Genomic DNA, 18,230 nt, shown 5'->3' with positions numbered 1-18,230 from the left:
AATTCAACAAGAAGGTGATTGCATTGAACCGGTTAGTATTAATGAAACCTTGCCCCGATTTGAAAAACGAATATTTATCATTTTATGCGGAATGGAAAAATTCGGGCGAAAACATGGTTCCTTGGGTAATCAGCAGGGAACCTGAACCTTTTTCGGAACTGCTGCGGTTTTTTGAAGACAACGCACGCGGAATCGGTCTAAAGGAAGGCTGGATTCCCAGTTCCACATTTTGGTTAGCGGATGGAAGCAACCGGATTTTGGGTGCCAGCAACATCAGACACCGATTGACGGAGTATTTGCTAAACGTTGGCGGACACATCGGTTACGGCATTCGTCCCTCGGAGAGAAAAAAAGGATACGCTACGAAACTGCTTGAGTTGTCCTTGGCAAAGACGGCCGAACTGGGAATTGAAAAGGTTCTGGTCACCTGCGATTCCGATAATATCGCTTCGGAGAAAGTCATTGTTAAAAACGGCGGAGTCCGTGACGCCGATTTTGCGGAAGAGAACGGGGGAATAACCCGGAGATATTGGATCAATCTATCATGAAAGTATCGAGGAAACACGCAGGTAACCATTATTTATCCGCTGTACGGAGAGGGGGGAGGCTGTTGGAGAAAGAGGCGCGAGTGAGCAAATTCGACAGACAAGCCGATTACTACGATAAAAACCGGGAGGGTGCAAAACAAAGGTTTTGGCGTCAACAGTTGATAGGTTCGGCTAAAGGCGAGGTGCTTGAGCTGGCTGTCGGAGCGGGAGCCAACTTTCCATTTTACCCTCCGGGAGTACAAGTGACTGCCGTCGATTTCAGTTCGGCAATGATTGAGAAAGCCGGACAAAGAGCCAAGCAACATCTTTTCGATGCCAAGCTGATTTGTTCGGATATTGAAGGCATGGATTTTGGTGAAGGATCTTTTGACACGATTGTTTCAACTCTTTCATTATGCAGTTATGTTGACCCGCTCGGAATGCTTCGAAAAATCAAGCGGTGGTGCAAGCCGAATGGAGCGATCCTGCTCATGGAACATGGAATCAGTTCGCATTTTCCGGTTTCCGCCGTTCAGAAAGTACTTGATCCGCTGCTGTATAGGACTTACGGATGCCATCACACCCGGAACATTCTGGGGCTCATACGGGAATCGGGCATGGAGATTGTGAATGCCGAGAGCCACTGGCTGGATATGATCCACGTGATATGGGCCAAGCCGGGAAAAAGCGGAGGCGAAAGCGATTTTGAATCATAAGGTTGTTTTGCAAGGAGAAAAGGTGCTTCTTAGAAGTATGACCGAAGAAGATTTGGCGCCGTTATATCGGTTGATTTTTGGGGAGACGGAGTGGAGAAATTGGGATTCACCCTATTTCCCGATGGACGAGATCACTTTTGAAGAGTACCGTGAGGAGATGCTCGCCTGGTTTGCTGAAGCCGTTGATCCGGTGCAAAGGCTTATCATTGAACGGGATCGTGAAATAATCGGAACACGAATGCGCAAATGCAGATTTTATAACGGCGTTTATTACGATTCGATCCGCATGGGCGTTCTGAGAGAAGAATGGGAGGAGCGGGAGGCGGCGCGATGAGGACTGTCGTTTATTTTGTAAGGCATGCCGAATCCCCCTATATATCCGGCGAAGAAAGGTGCAGAGGGTTATCGGATAAAGGGAGCCGCGATGTGGAGAAGGTGACGGAGATCCTGATCCGGGAAAATATTGATGTGGTTGCCTCCAGCCCATATGTCCGCGCCGTAAAAACGGTGGAGGACTATGCCCGTAAACGAGGCCTTGACATTGAGTTGTTCGAAAATCTGCGGGAACGGCAATTTGCCGAAGCGGATCTTCCCGATCATGATTTTTGGCTGGCTCTGCAACAAATGTTTGCTGACCCGGATTATGCGCCGCCGGGCGGCGAGTCCGGCAATGCCGCAACGGAAAGAGCTATCCCGGAATTAAAGGCAATCCTTGAAAAGCACGCGGGTAAGAAAATCGCCATCGGGACGCACGGAAATATCATGACGTTGATGCTGAACTATTTTGATTCCCGGTATGGATATGATTTTTGGCTTACGACCTCAAAGCCGGATGTTTACAAGCTGGAGTTTGACAATGGCCGATTGGAGCGGGTGGAACGGCTGTGGGAGGTTTAATCGTCAAGGAGCACAGGCCATGGGGGGATATTGTTGAAAAAGCGTATAATTTTTTGGACCGCAATAATTATGGCTATGATCCTCCTGCCCTTGAATCATCTGGGGCGTTCTTACGGGGATTTGCTCTTTGCATCATTAGGCCTTTCGCCTTGGACAGAACAAAGAAACATGAAGTTTCATCTTCCCGTCATCATGGGTTTCATTCTGCTTATTATTGGTCTATCCGGTATTACAAGGCTCTATGTTAAGAAATATCCCCGCATTTTTAGCCGGGTCGTTGTTACCTGCGTGGGCGTATTTTTATTCTCCCCGCTCGTCTCCGAAAAGGTTATGTTCATGGTGAAGCACAACGCTGGCGGCGTATCGTCGGTCGATTACTCCCCTAAGGGCAGTGAGTGTACCGTTCGATCGGAAGGAACACAAGTGGAAGCAAACTGCTCGTTCCGTTTTTTTAATTATGGAAAAGAGGCCGTAGTTTGGATCAAGCCGGTTATTCCGTATGTGGAAGGGCTGGAGTTCGAAGCTAAAGAAATCCGTCTTCCGTTGCATATCAAGGTTACGGTAGGCACCAGCTTTGAGGGAGTTTATAAAAACACGGGCGGTTTCTCGGGAACTTCGCAGGAGCCGGGGGTAATCATGGAAATCGGCGATGAGGAAAAAACATTTGATTCCGGCCGGTAGCCTTGGTTACTTCGCGCTTAAAGGAAGCTTGGGTTGTGGGGCCGGAGCGTACTCGGCTCGAACGGCTTCATTGCCGGCTTTTATTCGGAAAATTGGGGGATTGATTTTGAAAGAGGTTCAATTTGTCGCCGGGTGTGTCATTATAGTATTTGGCACGTTTATAGGGGTCCTGGCATATCATCCGGTCTTTCTGTTGCTCAGCATTGTTAGCGGATTTGTTCTCATGGGTATTTCCAAGCTAATCGGAATTGCGGAGGAGATCAATCACAGAATGCTGAAACTTCCGTTAACCTCAGGGCAGGTCAAAACCATTATCGGGAATTCCCCGCAGTGTTTGATCGAATCGGAGGTTTTTAAAGTTTTTCCGGATAACGAGACGCTGTATTCCGTACTGATATTGGACGATGAGTTCTACTTAAGCGCTGCGGTCTTCTACCATTATGTAAGCAACGCGGAATATGAATATCGATTCGGGCTGCCGAACCAAGAACTAATCCGGTTGAACAGGTCGGATATCTACTATAAGGGAGCCGCATTATTTGCTTGTGAGGAGCAAGTGTACGTGATGCTGAGAAGGCTGAATTTGAATGCCGTTGTTGCGGGAGATAAACTTGTGATTGAACAGGTTCAACATGACGAAATCCGAAAATCATAGAAAAATCCATTTCAATCGGTAGGCTCGCCTTCCATAATAGCCTTGAAACGATCCGGACGGAAGGTTAAGGAAGGTGCTGAGCATGGAAAACACGGAATACATACGTCTTCGCGGGGGGCTGCCACGCGTTAATTTACGCCTTGAGAACGGCAAGGGGATAACGGTTGCTTTTTTGGGAGGTTCGGTTACGGAAGGCTTTGGCGCGTCGAATCCGGAGGAAACCAGCTGGCGGGCGCTCACCGGCAAATATCTCAAGGAACGTTTTCCGGAACAGGAGGTACGCTGTATCAATGCCGGCGTTGGAGGAACGAACTCCGCCTTCGGCGCTTTTCGGCTGCATGGGCATGTTTTGAAGCGGGGGGAGATTGACCTCATGTTTGTTGATTTTGCCGTCAACGATGGAGAGGACCGCGAGGAAATCCTGCGCGGGATGGAGGGCATTGTACGGGAGTGCCGGCAGCGTTCGCCCCAAACGGATATCTGCTTTGTTTATATGGCGAAGGACAGCAATTTAAACGATCCGGCTCCACTGCAGATTGGAATTCATGAAGAAGTGGCATCCCATTACGGGATATCATCGGTAAACTTCGTACCGCCGCTGCGCGAAAAAATACGTTCCGGACAGATGACCCGGGAATCGCTGATTCCCGATGGCGTGCACCCTAGCGACCTGGGATATGCCGCGTATGCGGAAACGCTTCACGAGTATCTTGATCTCGCACTGGGTCCGGAAGTCCTGGATCGACCAGCAGAGGATTTCGATTCCTTGGCCGTCCTTCCAATACCGCTTAGGGGGGACTGCTATGAACACGGGGCTTTGCTGCCTTTGGATCAAGCCAATCGGCAAACCGGCTTTCACTGGGCGGACGGGCTTTCGAATCCGGCGCCGCTCATCAACTGGAGATATGGTCTCCATCATTTTGTCTCCAGTAATGCAGGAGCATCGCTCGAGTTCTTCGCGCATGGTTCGCATGCGGGGCTGTTGATGCTCTGCGGACTGGACACGGGGATGCTCGAATACTCCGTGAACGGCGGCGAGTTCAATACCCACAATCCGTTCGACGAATGGTGTGAAACGGTGTACCGCCCGGTCATTGTTCTCTTTCCGGTGGAGACGGAATCCTTTCCCGCCCGTATTACGGTGCGTCCCTCAGTTTCAAAGGATGCGAGAAGCAAAGGAACGGTCTTGCGGATATTGAAACTTCTGGATCAAAAGCAGTGACTCTTCTAAGCTGCGATGCGGACTGCATCGTGTGATATGCTTTCGAGGCAGTTGCGTTGTTCAAAAAAATCATTTCAAAGATTGGGACAAGACGGAAACTTATTTTCCTGCTTGTCTTTTTTTGCGTTTCAGGCATTCTCATACTATTCCATTCTAACGAATCCTACAGCCCTTATTTGCTGCCAACTGCTCTTTTGGGAGTTCTAAGGGACTCCAGCGTCGTTAAATTGGCCAATTGAAGCCCAAAACCCGGCTTTTCATTTAAATAACGGCATTGCTTTTTCGAGCCAATAGCGTCATCTGAGTCCATTGCTGTTGACCTAGGCTGGCTCTGCTTGTCGAGCCCGGACTGTTCGTTCAAGCTTGTTCGTTCAAGTTTGCCCGGCCGTCCAATGGCATTTCCGGTCAGGTAGATAGGAGAGTACCGAAAGTCATAATTAAATCCATTCCTATTCAATACCCCGCTTTCTATAATTACCCTATCAAGTGAAGGCTGAGGGAGATAGGCAAAAAAAGCAGAGACTTACCTTGGCCGGGATCAGGAGGAGTGATAGGGAATATGACTGCGATCAGAACGGTCCAAAACGAGTGGTTCGTCTCGCCGGAGGGGCAAGACGATCATTCCGGGAGCAAGGAACACCCCTTCCGGACTATCGGCAGGGCAATGAAAGAAGTGCGGAACCACCTCCCTTCCATGCGGGGAGACTTTGTGGTTTGGATCCGGGAAGGCACTTATATTTTGAAGGAGCCGCTCGTTTTTGGACCGGAGGATTCGGCCGGCGGCGATTTCCGGATTCGTTATGAGGCTTATCCAGGCGAAAAGGCGGTCCTCAGCGGCGGCGTTCGGGTAAACGGCTGGAAAGCGGTCGTTGATGCCGCCGGCCGCAGGTTATATAAAGCTTCCGCAGCGGGTCTGCCGTACAGCCGTCATCTGTATGTCAACGGCGAGCCTGCCCCAAGGCCCAAAACAGCCGAGATCACAGCAACCGGCTGGGATAAGGCTGCTAACGACGCTTATGAATTTTGGAACAAACAGGAGACTGTCCGCACCTATCAAGGGGAACTGCCGGTTTACGCCGGATACCGGACGATCCATGCCGAAATGCTGGGCTGGAGCAATCCTCAGGATATTGAAGCGGTGTTTGATGTGGGCTGGGCGCACAGCATATGTCCGATTGATTCCATCGAACGAAGCGGCGAGGAAGCGATCATCCATATGAAAATGCCCTGCTTCCGCGATTGCCAGATCAAAGCGGGGGTCCAGGTAGGAGTGCCGAGCTATTTTGAAAATGTGTTCGAGCGGATGGACAACCCAGGGGAATGGTATTACGACCGGGCCGGACAAGTGATTTATTACTACGCCAAAGAAGAGGAAACCGTGTCCGAGCTCGAATTCATCATCCCGCTGGCGGAGAGGCTGATTGAGATAAAAGGGACGCTGGATGCTCCGGTGTCGGGGATTTCTTTTCACGGGTTGACCTTTAGCCATACCACCTTTATGCAGCCTTTGCTTGAGGGACATCCGGAAATCCAGGCCAATCTGCTGAAGGACCCGGGGAATGATCTGAACGCGCATTCCGCCTACCGCAAGGTTCCATCGGCAATCGTTTTGCATGCGGCGCGGGAGATTGAGTTTGAGGGATGCCGATTTAATCGCTTAGGCAGCGGGGCCGTGGATATCGAATTCGGTTCGCGGAATAATGCCTTGATCGGCAACGAGTTTGCTTATATCGCCGGGAGCGGCGTACAGATCGGCGACTTTTCGTTCCATGATGCCCATCCGGAGGATCTGCGGGAGATCGTCGCGGACAACCGGGTGGAGAACAACTATTTTCACCACATCGGCACCGACTTCAAAGGCAGCGTAGCGGTCATAACGGGGTATACCGAAGGGACTACGATCGCCCATAACGAGATTTGCGAAATCGCCTACTCGGGCATCTCCATCGGCTGGGGCTGGGGCTACTGCGATCCCGGCATCGAGCGCTTGTCCAACTTCGCTCCGGACTATTATCCGGTCTTCCGCGAACCCACTGTCTCGAAGCGCATCCGTGTGGCATACAATCACATTCACCATGTACTGAGAAAGCTTCATGACGGAGGCGCCATCTACACGCTTTCCGCGATGCCGGATTCGCAAATCGTCGGCAACTATATCCACGACAACGGCAATTCGGAAGGTCCCGTGTGTATTGAGGACGTGGTGCGCCATACGTTCGGTCATTATGAAAAATATGATCATTACACGCGGATTCACGGTTTTCCCGGCGGGATTTACATGGACGAGGCCTCGGCGTGGATCGAAATCTCGGGCAACATCGTCCACGGCGTTGTAGTGCCGATTTATTACCATGAAGGGGTCAAAGAAACCTTCGAGACATTGACGGTCTACGGCAACATTACGAATCTCGGTCCGGACTCCCCGCGGTTCCCTAGGGCTGAGGCGTTTCAGGCCGGACTTCAGGAAAGCTACCGCCACCTGCTTTCGTAAAAAAGTCCCATTCCCCGGAAAAAAGTCCAACTCTTTTGGGGACCGGCGTCAAAAAAGAAAGCGCATTCTTCCACACGCATAGTTTCCTCCAAGAAGTAGGAATAGATTACATTCAGATTCCTTAAGGCCAACTTTATACTGAAAATGCACCATGTAGAAAGGAGTTTGCTGCCATGGCTTCACAAACCGTTACACAAACCGTCACGCCGCAAATCGGCGGGAAACGAAAAAGAAGCAGGGACGGCCTGCTGCTGTTCCTTTTCTCCGTTCCGTTCATCATTTTGATGCTGCTCTTCAATTACTTCCCGGTCTATGGCTGGATTTACGCCTTCTTCGATTATAAGCCGGGGATTCCGCTCTCCATGACGCCTTTCGTAGGCTTCGAGCATTTCAAGGAGATATTGACCGGCTCCACGGATCTGGTGAACGCGCTCATCAATACCTTGGCGATGAACCTCCTTAACCTGCTGCTGTCGCCGCTCGCCATCATATTTGCCATCATGATCAACGAGGTTCGGTCTACCCGTTACAAAAAATTCGTGCAGACCTTTTCGACGCTGCCGAACTTTATCAGCTGGGTCCTGGTTTTCTCGCTGGCCTTCGCTTTTTTCTCCAGTGAGGGGCTAATCAACTCCTTACTCGGCATGCTGGGGATCGATCATCAGGTTCAACCGATGTCAAACGCGAATTTCACCTGGGTATTTCAAGCCCTGATTACGGTTTGGAAGGGACTGGGCTGGAGCGCCATCATTTATATCGCAGCTATTGCCGGGATCGACGCGGAGCTTTACGACGCAGCGAGAGTGGATGGGGCGGGCCGTTTCAAAACGATCTGGCATATTACCGTTCCGGGCATCTTGCCGACCTTCCTGGTACTGACACTGTTGAATATCAGCAACATGCTGTCCAGCTCGTTCGACCAATATTTCGTCTTTTACAACCCTTTGGTCGCCAGCAAGATCGAGGTGCTTGATTATTTCGCGTACCGGATGGGGATTATCGTAGGGGATTATCCTTACGCGACCGCAGTCGGGATATTCAAAACCATAGTAAGTGTCATTTTGTTATTCTCCGTGAACCGCATTTCCAAAAAAGTCCGCGGCGAGAACCTGATATAGAGAACATCGGAAGGAGAGGTATGACCCATGCGCAAAGCGGAGCACCGCTGGTTTGACGTCGTTAACTACACACTGCTGTTCCTGTTTGTCGTCATCTGCATTTATCCGTTTTACTACGTTTTCATTTATTCGATCAGCGATCCGATGAAGGTATCTCAAGGGATCTTCCTGCTGCCGGCGGGATTTAACCTCGATACTTACAAGAATATTCTCAACTTGCCGTATATGAAAAATTCGTTCTTCATCTCGGCGGCAAGAACGGTGGTTGGCACCGGACTTACGATCATTTGCTGCAGCTTTTTCTCTTATTTGCTGACAAAGGACAAAATGCTGTTTCGAAAGCTGGTCTACCGGATGCTGGTGATCACGCTGTACATCAACGCGGGTCTGATTCCCTGGTACATTACGATGAAAATGCTTCACCTGAACAATAACTTCCTGCTGTATGTGCTGCCGACGGCCGTGTCCGGATTCTACGTCATCCTGATGAAGACGTATATCGAGCAGCTGCCGGCCGCATTGGAAGAATCGGCCATGATCGACGGAGCCGGCTACCTGACCTTGTTCAGATCGATTATCTTCCCTCTGTGCAAACCGATTTTGGCCACCGTGGCGATTTTCGCCGCAGTCGGACAATGGAATACATGGATGGACAATTATTTTCTGGTTCAAAATCAGAGTCTTAAGACGCTTCAGCTCATTCTGTATGAATATTTGAACTCGGCCAACGCCTTGGCTACCATGGACGCTTCGAGCATTACCCGGAATGCGCAAAGCATCAAACTGACGCCGGAATCGATTAAAATGTGCACGACGATCATCGTTACGCTGCCGATTCTGGTTGTATATCCGACGATGCAGCGGTATTTTGTCAAGGGCATTATGCTTGGCGCCATCAAGGGCTGACCTGAACATTTATTTTACGGTATGCCGCCCGGATCCGGGCTGTATATAATAGACAAACCATAGCATTCATAAGGAGGGTTAATATCAACATGAGTAAAAGAGCACCGCGTATCGTGCTGTCCGCCGTTATCGCCAGCCTGATGCTCGCCCTGACCGCTTGCGGCGGAGGCAACTCGGGCGGAAACAACTCCGCCGAGAATACTTCCGGAAACGCATCGAATAGCGGCAACAGCACCTCAGGGAAAGAGCCCATCACGCTGACGATCAGTACGGACCAGATATTCTCCTCGGGGGCTCCCGGCGTTCAGAAGAATCCGGTAGCCGATGAAATCAAGAAACAAACGGGCGTCACCATGGACATTATCAGCAGCGACCCGGAAAAAATCAAAGTCATGCTGGCCGGCGGAGACCTCCCCGACATCATGATCGTGCCGCCGGAACAGGGCAGAGCGGCCATGGACGGTAAAATTGCCATGCCTTTGAAGCAGCTGCTGGAATCCAAAGGCCAAGATATTTTGAAATATAAATCCGCTCTCGACGTCATCAATAAACGCATGAATAATACGGACGGGGATTATTATTTCCTTCCGATCAGCGTCGTTCCCGATGCGAAGCAGTACGTCAACTATTCGCCGAACGTCGCTTGGTACACACGGTGGGATTTGTACAAAGAAGAAGGTTATCCGGAACTCAAATCGTTCGACGATATGATTCCGATGATTGCCGACGAACTCAAGAAACATCCAAAAACGGACGAAGGCAAAAAGGTTTACGGGATCTCCGGCTGGACCGATTGGGGTCTCTGGTCATACCACGTACCGTTCATCTATGAAGAAGGCTGGACGGAAAACACCAAGAATACCGTTACCAAGCCGGACGGCTCTTACGTACACCGGTATGCTCCGGACGGTCCGCTCTGGAGAGGCGTAGAGTTCTACAATAAAGCTTACCGCGCCGGCATTTTGGATATGGATATGTTCACGCAAAAAATGAGCGACTATGAAGCCAAGCTGAAAGCCGGACAGCTCCTGACCATCCATATGGGCTGGGAAATCGACGCAGCCAACGCTTATTTCAAAGCCAAAGGCGAAGACGATAAAGGCTTTGAAGCCCAAGTGGTCGACGGCGCTACGAATCAGGCTTACGCTCTGCAATCGATCGTTGGGGAAAATGACCCTTGGATCATCATCACGAAGAGCTGCAAAAATCCGGAACGCGCCATGGAATTCCTTGATTACTTCCGCACTTATGATGGAGCACGGCTGCTTTTGAACGGGGTAAAAGGCGTTCACTGGGATGTTGAGAACGGCAAACCTGAAATTAAAGACGATGTAATTAAACAAATGACCACCGATTCGAATTTTGCGGCTGAAACGGGGATCGGCTTGTACGGGAAACTCGTTGGACTCGGCGGCAGCGCCATCAATCCGGATGACGGAGCCTACGTGGACCTGAGAAACTCCGACAAGTTCATCATGACCAAACTTACGCCGCTCGACAAGGAATACAGCGAACATTACGGCGGCAAGTTCCCTGGCGACGCATGGGATCAACTCGTAAAACAAGGCAAAGCCAAACCGCTCAGCTCATCCTTTATTCCGGCCATGCCTGCCCTGCAGCCGCAAGGCTCTGACGACCTGGCGAAGAAAGAAAGCAACATCGAACAAATTCTGATTCGGGAAATTCCGAAAGCCATCATGACGAAAAGCGACGACGCTTTCCAAAAAGAAAAAGACCGCATCATCGATCAGATGAACAAAGCCGGTTTTGAGGAAGTCGACGCTTTCTGGAAGCAATCGTACGATCAAGGATTGCAAACCTACAAAGAGCTTACCGCAGGAGCTCAGCAATAAGGAATAATCTCCTTCTTTTTTTGAAGATGATAGCACGGATATCAGTCTGCCTGTTTTCGCGGCGGGCTGATATCTTTTTACATATCCATTGGAGCATGTCTATGATATCGTTGAAGTACAACGAGATTATCGAATGGAGTGGGTCCTCATGTATTCTGTGTTGATCGTGGAAGATGAACTGCTCGTTCGCGTCGGCCTGAAAAATTCGATTCCGTGGAGCAACTACGAGATGGAGGTCATCGCCGACGTCGCCAACGGCCGGGAGGCCTTAAAAATCTATGAGGAAGAGAAGCCGGACCTGATCATCACCGACCTGAAAATGCCCGTGATGGACGGACTTCAGCTGATCTCGGAAATCCGGAAAAAAGACCAGGACACGAAAATCCTCATTCTTTCTTGTATCGAAGAATTCGAATATGCCCGAAAAGCCGCCAGTCTGAAAGTATCCGGTTATATTTTAAAACTGACGATGACGGAGAACGAGATGGAGGATATTTTGTCTTCCGTCTACGAGGAGCTTCGGTCTCGGAAAACATATACCCCGCTAACCTTAAATCATCGAATGAATCTGAACATGCTGAAGGAAAAACTGATCAAGGATTATTTGTTTTATGGCGTTTATTCCGACTCGGAACTGGCCGAACAACTGAAGCAATTGGGTTCCAGGCTGGAGTCCGGACGGACGGCGATGGCGATGCTGGAACCTCGTCAATGCACGCGTTTACTCCAGCGCTTTGACGATGACCGGGGAGAGCTGATCCATTTTACGATCCTGAACGTTTTGAATGAAATCCTGAATAATCATGGTGTCGGCGAGGCCTATCACGATCAGGCGCACCGGTATCTTTTGCTGTTTTCTTTTGACGAGAAATGGTCCGATGAAGAAATTTGCCTGAAATGGGGCGATATTTTTGCCAATGTCCAAAAGGTGATGCGGACCTATTTCGACGTTCCCGTTTTTATCAGCGTAAGTTCACTGGCACGGGGTTTTACGAAATGGCGCCGCCTCTATCAGGAATGCAGCGAGGTTATGAAAGCGCGCTATTTCTCTGATGCTGCAGTCGAATTCTATTCGTCATGGAGTCCGAACCATTTCCCGGAGCAGCGCTGGAAACAAGAAACGCTGCAAAGCTGTAAGGCTTGGGAGGCTTTGGGTTCCGCTTATTTTGAAGATCTGAAGATGGAGACGGAGAAGCGGATGGGGGAAATTTTGCCTGACGAACGAAGCTGGAAGAGGATGTTCTCCGGATTGATGGAATGGACTTACGCTTATTTGCAAATCCCGGAAGATCAAGCGGCCCTGATGGAATTATCCGGGGAAGAGAAGGTCAACGCCAGCGCCACGATCTCGGATACCATCAAAGCTTGGGAAGGTCACCTTGCGGAAACCGCCAAGATCAAGAGAATGATCAAGTCCGTCAGCAAGGAAGTTGCGGAGGCCGTGCAATTCATCCGGCAGCGATACGACCAGAACATTACTTTGAAGGAAATATCCGAGTATGTCGAGCTCAGTCCGAATTATTTAAGCCTTCTGTTCAAAAAAGACATGGGCCGCAATCTGATCGAATTTTTGACGGATTACCGAATGGAAAAGGCCAAGGAGCTTCTGCTCCATACCACGCTGAAAACCTACGAAGTCGCCGAAAATGTCGGCGTCCCTGACAGCGCTTACTTCAGCCGGATTTTCAAAAAAACGACGGGTGTGTCTCCGGTGGAGTTTAGACGAAAAAAAGTGCTGGAAAGGAAAGCGGTTCATGATGAAAATCCTTAAAATTTTTACCGACCGAAACTTCAATCTCAAGCTGAAAACGCAGCTGATCGCATCCTTCCTTTTCATGACTCTTCTGATCGTCTCCCTGATTGCCGCGCTGGTATACAGCAGCGTGATGTCCATGCTAAAAAAGCAGTCGGAGGAACTGGTGACCCGGCAGTTTCGTCAAGCGGAGTACAATATTCTCAATTTTCGCGATCAACTGGAGAAGCTGGCCGGCTTGCTTGCGATCAACAAGGACGTTCAAGCCTTTATCAATTTGCCGGACGATGCCGACGAGACAACACGCATCGTCGGAGCCAAGGAAACGATCAAAGCGCTGGACGACATTTTGGGAACCTATCCTTTCGTATATTCGATTTCGCTAACCTGCGGGACTGGGGAGGCCTTGTCCGATTCGGTTGGGGGAAGCTGGTACCGCCACGATGCGCGCCAGTCGAGTCCGTTCTTTTCCACGTCCTTGTACCGGAGCATCAAAGAACAGATGTACGGATTTGTCTGGAATGGCCAGACGGACTCCGCAATGTTCGGATTGTCGGAAGGAGACCCGGGAAGCAATCCGGTTCCATTTATGACGGTGGTCCGCAACGTTAACGTGCTGGGCCGGATCAACCGCTCGGCGGTGCTTGCCATCAATGTAAAACAATCGGAGTTTGGCTCCATCTACAACAGCGAGAACAGCGCCGTGACGGGGACCCAATATCTGATAGACGACACGGGGCACATGGTTTCCAATTCCGATCCGTCAAAAATCGGGAATAAGGTGGAGCTTGCCGAACGAATCGATCGTTCCAAAACAAACGGCAGCTTCAGCATGGAGGCGGACGGCCGCAACAAGCAGATTACGTATTACCGGATCGGCAAAACGGGCTGGATCCTGGTTAACGAAACACCGGAAACGCAGTTTACCCGCAATATCATCATTTTGCGGCGCCTGATCGGCATCATGCTCGGGCTTGGCTTGCTGCTGGCTTTGCTGCTGTCCTTCTATTGGATTTACCGGATCACCCGGCCGTTCAACCATCTAGTCTACGCGATGCGGGAGATGGAAAAGGGGAATCTGGGAATCATGCTGGATGAGACTCCAAGCACGGAGCTGGGACTCATCGGGAGAAGGTTCAATAAAATGTCCATGAGCATCGAAGAGCTGATCTCGGAGAACAAGCAAATAGAAGCGGACAAAAGAAAGCTGGAGATGGAGGCGCTCCAATCCCAGATCAACCCGCATTTCCTTTATAATGCGCTCAATACGATCAAATGGATGGCTATGGTACAAAAAGAGCACAGCATCGTGGACAGCATTACGACGCTTGGCAACATGCTGAGATCCATTTATAAAGAGCGATCGCTAACCACCTCTCTGGAAGAGGAAATGGCGTATATCGAGAATTATTTGAAAATCATGAACGCCCGCTACGGGGAAGGGGTGGAAACAGCCACTTTCATCCCGGGGGAGCTCATGGCTTCACAAATCATCCGGTTCATTCTTCAGCCGATCGTCGAAAATGCTTTTATTCACGGCATGCAGTCGAAAAGCTATAACGGAAAAATAAATATTTCCGCTTCGGAGTCGGAGGGGCAGCTGATGATTTCGGTTAAAGACAACGGCAACGGCATTTCTTCCGCGCTGCTGGATTCGATCCGCAAAAAATTGCGTTACGGCAGTGAAGCCGGTGCCGAAACCGGAGAAAGCATCGGACTTGTGAACGTGCAGCGCCGGATTCAGATGCAATATGGGACAACTTATGGCCTTGCCATCGACAGCCGCGAAGGGGAAGGCACGGAAGTGATCGTTCGCTTGCCGATTCTTCCCTGATGGAACATCTGAAAAGAATGCGATAAATTTCGATTGTATAGGTTCACCGCTGGCTCAAGAAGGGGAGCCAAAGGGTGGGCCTATATTAGTTTTACGGATTTTAATAGTTTCTCCGAGACCTCTCTTCTAAAAATGTGATTTCGACTAGAGTTAAATGACGTTCCTACTCTATAAGAAAATCCATATGATATTCAAGACTTCTAAATCCACACATAGAAGTCCTTCAACAATGAGAGGAGGTAATCTACTGATGCCTGGTCCAAATTTAGTGGTTAACGGGGGATTTGAAACGGGAACCCTGGTTCCGTGGAGTTCTTCCAATGCTACCGTTACCAGTATGTTCGCGCATTCAGGGAGCTTTTCGGCGAGATTGCAAGGGGGCGGGGTGACATCCTTTATCTCGCAGTTCGTAACGGCAACCGCCGGTCAAGCGTACGATCTGTCCCTTTTTCTGGCGAAGGTTGGAGCAACGCCGTCTTCGGCAGCGCAAATTCAAGTCACGTTCTTTAACAGTTCCTTTACGAACCTAGGGAACGGGCTGTTTATCACGGTTCCGGCCGGCGATATTCCCGACGTAGCCGGCACGTGGGCACAAATCACCGGAACGACAAGCGTGGCGCCGCCCGGAACGACGCAAGCGTTTCTTTTGATCAATAATCTTCCGCAAGCCGGAACGACGGATCTTTTGGTGGATGACGTATCGCTGACGCTCACGGGCGGCGGAGGAGCCACAGGTGCGACCGGAGCAACGGGTGCCACAGGTGCAACAGGCACGACAGGTGCCACAGGTGGTACTGGGGCGACAGGTGCAACAGGTGGTACTGGGGCGACAGGTGCAACAGGTGGTACTGGGGCGACAGGTGCAACAGGTGGTACTGGGGCGACAGGTGCAACAGGTGGTACTGGGGCGACAGGTGCAACAGGTGGTACTGGGGCGACAGGTGCAACAGGTGGTACTGGGGCGACAGGTGCAACAGGTGGTACTGGGGCGACAGGTGCAACAGGTGGTACTGGGGCGACAGGTGCAACAGGTGGTACTGGGGCGACAGGTGCAACAGGTGGTACTGGGGCGACAGGTGCAACAGGTGGTACTGGGGCGACAGGTGCAACAGGTGGTACTGGGGCGACAGGTGCAACAGGTGGTACTGGGGCGACAGGTGCAACAGGTGGTACTGGGGCGACAGGTGCAACAGGTGGTACTGGGGCGACAGGTGCAACAGGTGGTACTGGGGCGACAGGTGCAACAGGTGGTACTGGGGCGACAGGTGCAACAGGTGGTACTGGGGCGACAGGTGCAACAGGTGGTACTGGGGCGACAGGTGCAACAGGTGGTACTGGGGCGACAGGTGCAACAGGTGGTACTGGGGCGACAGGTGCAACAGGTGGTACTGGGGCGACAGGTGCAACAGGTGGTACTGGGGCGACAGGTGCAACAGGTGGTACTGGGGCGACAGGTGCAACAGGTGGTACTGGGGCGACAGGTGCAACAGGTGGTACTGGGGCGACAGGTGCAACAGGTGGTACTGGGGCGACAGGTGCAACAGGTGGTACTGGGGCGACAGGTGCAACAGGTGGTACTGGGGCAACGGGAGCCACGGGTGACACCGGAGCCACAGGCGCAACGGGCGCAACGGGAGCGACAGGAGCCACGGGCGCAACAGGAGCGACAGGTGACACCGGGGCCACGGGCGCAACAGGAGCGACAGGTGACACCGGAGCCACGGGCGCAACAGGAGCGACAGGTGACACCGGAGCCACGGGCGCAACAGGAGCGACGGGTGACACCGGAGCCACGGGCGCAACAGGAGCGACGGGTGACACCGGAGCCACGGGCGCAACAGGAGCGACGGGTGACACCGGAGCCACGGGCGCAACAGGAGCGACGGGTGACACCGGAGCCACGGGCGCAACAGGAGCGACGGGTGACACCGGAGCCACGGGCGCAACAGGAGCGACGGGTGACACCGGAGCCACGGGCGCAACAGGAGCGACGGGTGACACCGGAGCCACGGGCGCAACAGGAGCGACGGGTGACACCGGAGCCACGGGCGCAACAGGAGCGACGGGTGACACCGGAGCCACGGGCGCAACAGGAGCGACGGGTGACACCGGAGCCACGGGCGCAACAGGAGCGACGGGTGACACCGGAGCCACGGGCGCAACAGGAGCGACGGGTGACACCGGAGCCACGGGCGCAACAGGAGCGACGGGTGACACCGGAGCCACGGGCGCAACAGGAGCGACGGGTGACACCGGAGCCACGGGCGCAACAGGAGCGACGGGTGACACCGGAGCCACGGGCGCAACAGGAGCGACGGGTGACACCGGAGCCACGGGCGCAACAGGAGCGACGGGTGACACCGGAGCCACGGGCGCAACAGGAGCGACGGGTGACACCGGAGCCACGGGCGCAACAGGAGCGACGGGTGACACCGGAGCCACGGGCGCAACAGGAGCGACGGGTGACACCGGAGCCACGGGCGCAACAGGAGCGACGGGTGACACCGGAGCCACGGGCGCAACAGGAGCGACGGGTGACACCGGAGCCACGGGCGCAACAGGAGCGACGGGTGACACCGGAGCCACGGGCGCAACAGGAGCGACGGGTGACACCGGAGCCACAGGCGCAACAGGAGCGACGGGTGACACCGGAGCCACAGGCGCAACAGGATCGACAGGTGACACCGGAGCCACGGGCGCAACGGGAGCGACAGGAGCCACAGGTGACACAGGTGCAACAGGAGCGACAGGTGACACCGGAGCCACGGGCGCCACGGGTGACACCGGAGCCACGGGAGCAACAGGAGCGACAGGTGACACCGGAGCCACGGGCGCGACAGGTGACACCGGAGCCACAGGCGCAACGGGAGCAACGGGTGACACCGGAGCCACAGGCGCAACAGGTGAAACGGGAGCGGGAATCGCCTCTTTTGGTAATGTGTATGAGCTTGCGACTATTGCCGATTCAACGGTCGTTGGCGGTGCCGACGTTCCATTCAGTACGAACGGACCTTTGGTAGGCGGTATAACTCACACAGCCGGGGCTACAACGATTACCGTTCCAACTGCAGGAAACTACGAAGTTGATTACGGGGTATATATCACAGCAGGTTTAGGTTCGGCCATTGCCATAGCCGTTAACGGAACGGTCGATCCGTCTACTAACGTAACCGCTTTGGTCGCGGTAGGTGAAGTTACAGGCCGGAGTATTTTAACACTTGCCGCTGGGGATGTGATTACAGTGCGCAATAACTCCGCTGTTCCTTTTGTTATGACCTTGGCGCCCACCGTAGGGGCGCAGTTGGATATTCTCCTGCTGGATTAACCATCGTTCGAAACAAGCCTTTCTCCAAAAGGGGAAGGGCTTGTTTTTTCGCTTATGAAATAGATTAACTGCCGGCTCTGCAATACAAGTCAATGGATAGATATATTTATTTTCTACATTTTGATAGTTTTTCTGCTCCATTCTTTTAAAAATGTGATTTTGACTAGAGTTAAATGACGTTCCTACTCTATAAGATAATCCATATGATATTTGAGACTTCTAAATCCCTTTCACATAAGAGGTCTTTCAGCA

At 52.2% G+C, this 18,230-nt stretch carries 14 protein-coding genes; all 14 read left to right on the top strand.

The window, feature by feature from the left end:
• The first annotated feature begins 41 nt into the window (after positions 1 to 41).
• Complete coding sequence (locus ACI48K_RS04185) at positions 42 to 548, top strand: GNAT family N-acetyltransferase (RefSeq protein ID WP_475026370.1); 507 nt, start codon at positions 42 to 44, stop codon at positions 546 to 548.
• Positions 549 to 610: 62 nt separating this feature from the next.
• Positions 611 to 1,243: a class I SAM-dependent methyltransferase gene (locus ACI48K_RS04180; RefSeq protein WP_475026204.1), complete on the top strand. Its 633-nt coding sequence runs from the start codon at positions 611 to 613 to the stop codon at positions 1,241 to 1,243.
• Between the two features lie 37 nt (positions 1,244 to 1,280).
• On the top strand, positions 1,281 to 1,577 hold the full coding sequence (locus tag ACI48K_RS04175) for a hypothetical protein (RefSeq protein WP_475026369.1): 297 nt from the start codon (positions 1,281 to 1,283) through the stop codon (positions 1,575 to 1,577).
• A complete protein-coding gene (locus ACI48K_RS04170; RefSeq protein ID WP_475026203.1) occupies positions 1,574 to 2,140 on the top strand; it encodes a histidine phosphatase family protein in 567 nt (188 codons plus the stop codon). Before ACI48K_RS04175 ends, ACI48K_RS04170 begins: the two co-directional genes overlap by 4 nt.
• A gap of 168 nt (positions 2,141 to 2,308) precedes the next feature.
• Positions 2,309 to 2,821 (top strand): hypothetical protein, encoded by a 513-nt coding sequence (locus tag ACI48K_RS04165; protein ID WP_475026202.1) that lies wholly within the window; start codon positions 2,309 to 2,311, stop codon positions 2,819 to 2,821.
• Positions 2,822 to 2,927: 106 nt separating this feature from the next.
• On the top strand, positions 2,928 to 3,476 hold the full coding sequence (locus tag ACI48K_RS04160; protein ID WP_475026201.1) for a hypothetical protein: 549 nt from the start codon (positions 2,928 to 2,930) through the stop codon (positions 3,474 to 3,476).
• An 82-nt stretch (positions 3,477 to 3,558) separates the two neighbouring features.
• Entirely contained in the window at positions 3,559 to 4,698 is a 1,140-nt protein-coding gene (locus ACI48K_RS04155; protein ID WP_475026200.1) for an SGNH/GDSL hydrolase family protein, read from the top strand.
• 559 nt (positions 4,699 to 5,257) lie between these two features.
• Positions 5,258 to 7,189 (top strand): right-handed parallel beta-helix repeat-containing protein, encoded by a 1,932-nt coding sequence (locus ACI48K_RS04150; RefSeq protein ID WP_475026199.1) that lies wholly within the window; start codon positions 5,258 to 5,260, stop codon positions 7,187 to 7,189.
• 173 nt (positions 7,190 to 7,362) lie between these two features.
• The gene (locus ACI48K_RS04145) at positions 7,363 to 8,307 is read left to right on the top strand and encodes an ABC transporter permease subunit (RefSeq protein ID WP_475026198.1); all 945 of its coding nucleotides are present in this window, start codon (positions 7,363 to 7,365) and stop codon (positions 8,305 to 8,307) included.
• Positions 8,308 to 8,334: 27 nt separating this feature from the next.
• Entirely contained in the window at positions 8,335 to 9,213 is an 879-nt protein-coding gene (locus tag ACI48K_RS04140; RefSeq protein ID WP_475026197.1) for a carbohydrate ABC transporter permease, read from the top strand.
• An 89-nt stretch (positions 9,214 to 9,302) separates the two neighbouring features.
• Positions 9,303 to 11,066 (top strand): type 2 periplasmic-binding domain-containing protein, encoded by a 1,764-nt coding sequence (locus ACI48K_RS04135; protein WP_475026196.1) that lies wholly within the window; start codon positions 9,303 to 9,305, stop codon positions 11,064 to 11,066.
• 148 nt (positions 11,067 to 11,214) lie between these two features.
• Positions 11,215 to 12,837 (top strand): response regulator, encoded by a 1,623-nt coding sequence (locus ACI48K_RS04130; RefSeq protein WP_475026195.1) that lies wholly within the window; start codon positions 11,215 to 11,217, stop codon positions 12,835 to 12,837.
• A complete protein-coding gene (locus ACI48K_RS04125) occupies positions 12,821 to 14,653 on the top strand; it encodes a sensor histidine kinase (protein WP_475026194.1) in 1,833 nt (610 codons plus the stop codon). Before ACI48K_RS04130 ends, ACI48K_RS04125 begins: the two co-directional genes overlap by 17 nt.
• Before the next feature lie 250 nt (positions 14,654 to 14,903).
• Positions 14,904 to 17,978 carry an NTTRR-F1 domain gene (locus ACI48K_RS04120; protein ID WP_475026379.1) on the top strand — a complete coding sequence of 1,025 codons (3,075 nt, stop codon included), beginning with the start codon at positions 14,904 to 14,906 and terminating at the stop codon, positions 17,976 to 17,978.
• Positions 17,979 to 18,230 lie beyond the last annotated feature (252 nt).

This window comes from Paenibacillus terrisolis, from assembly GCF_056171975.1.
The sequence above is the reverse complement of the archived record's forward strand: the minus strand, read 5'-3'. Positions and strand labels throughout refer to the sequence as shown.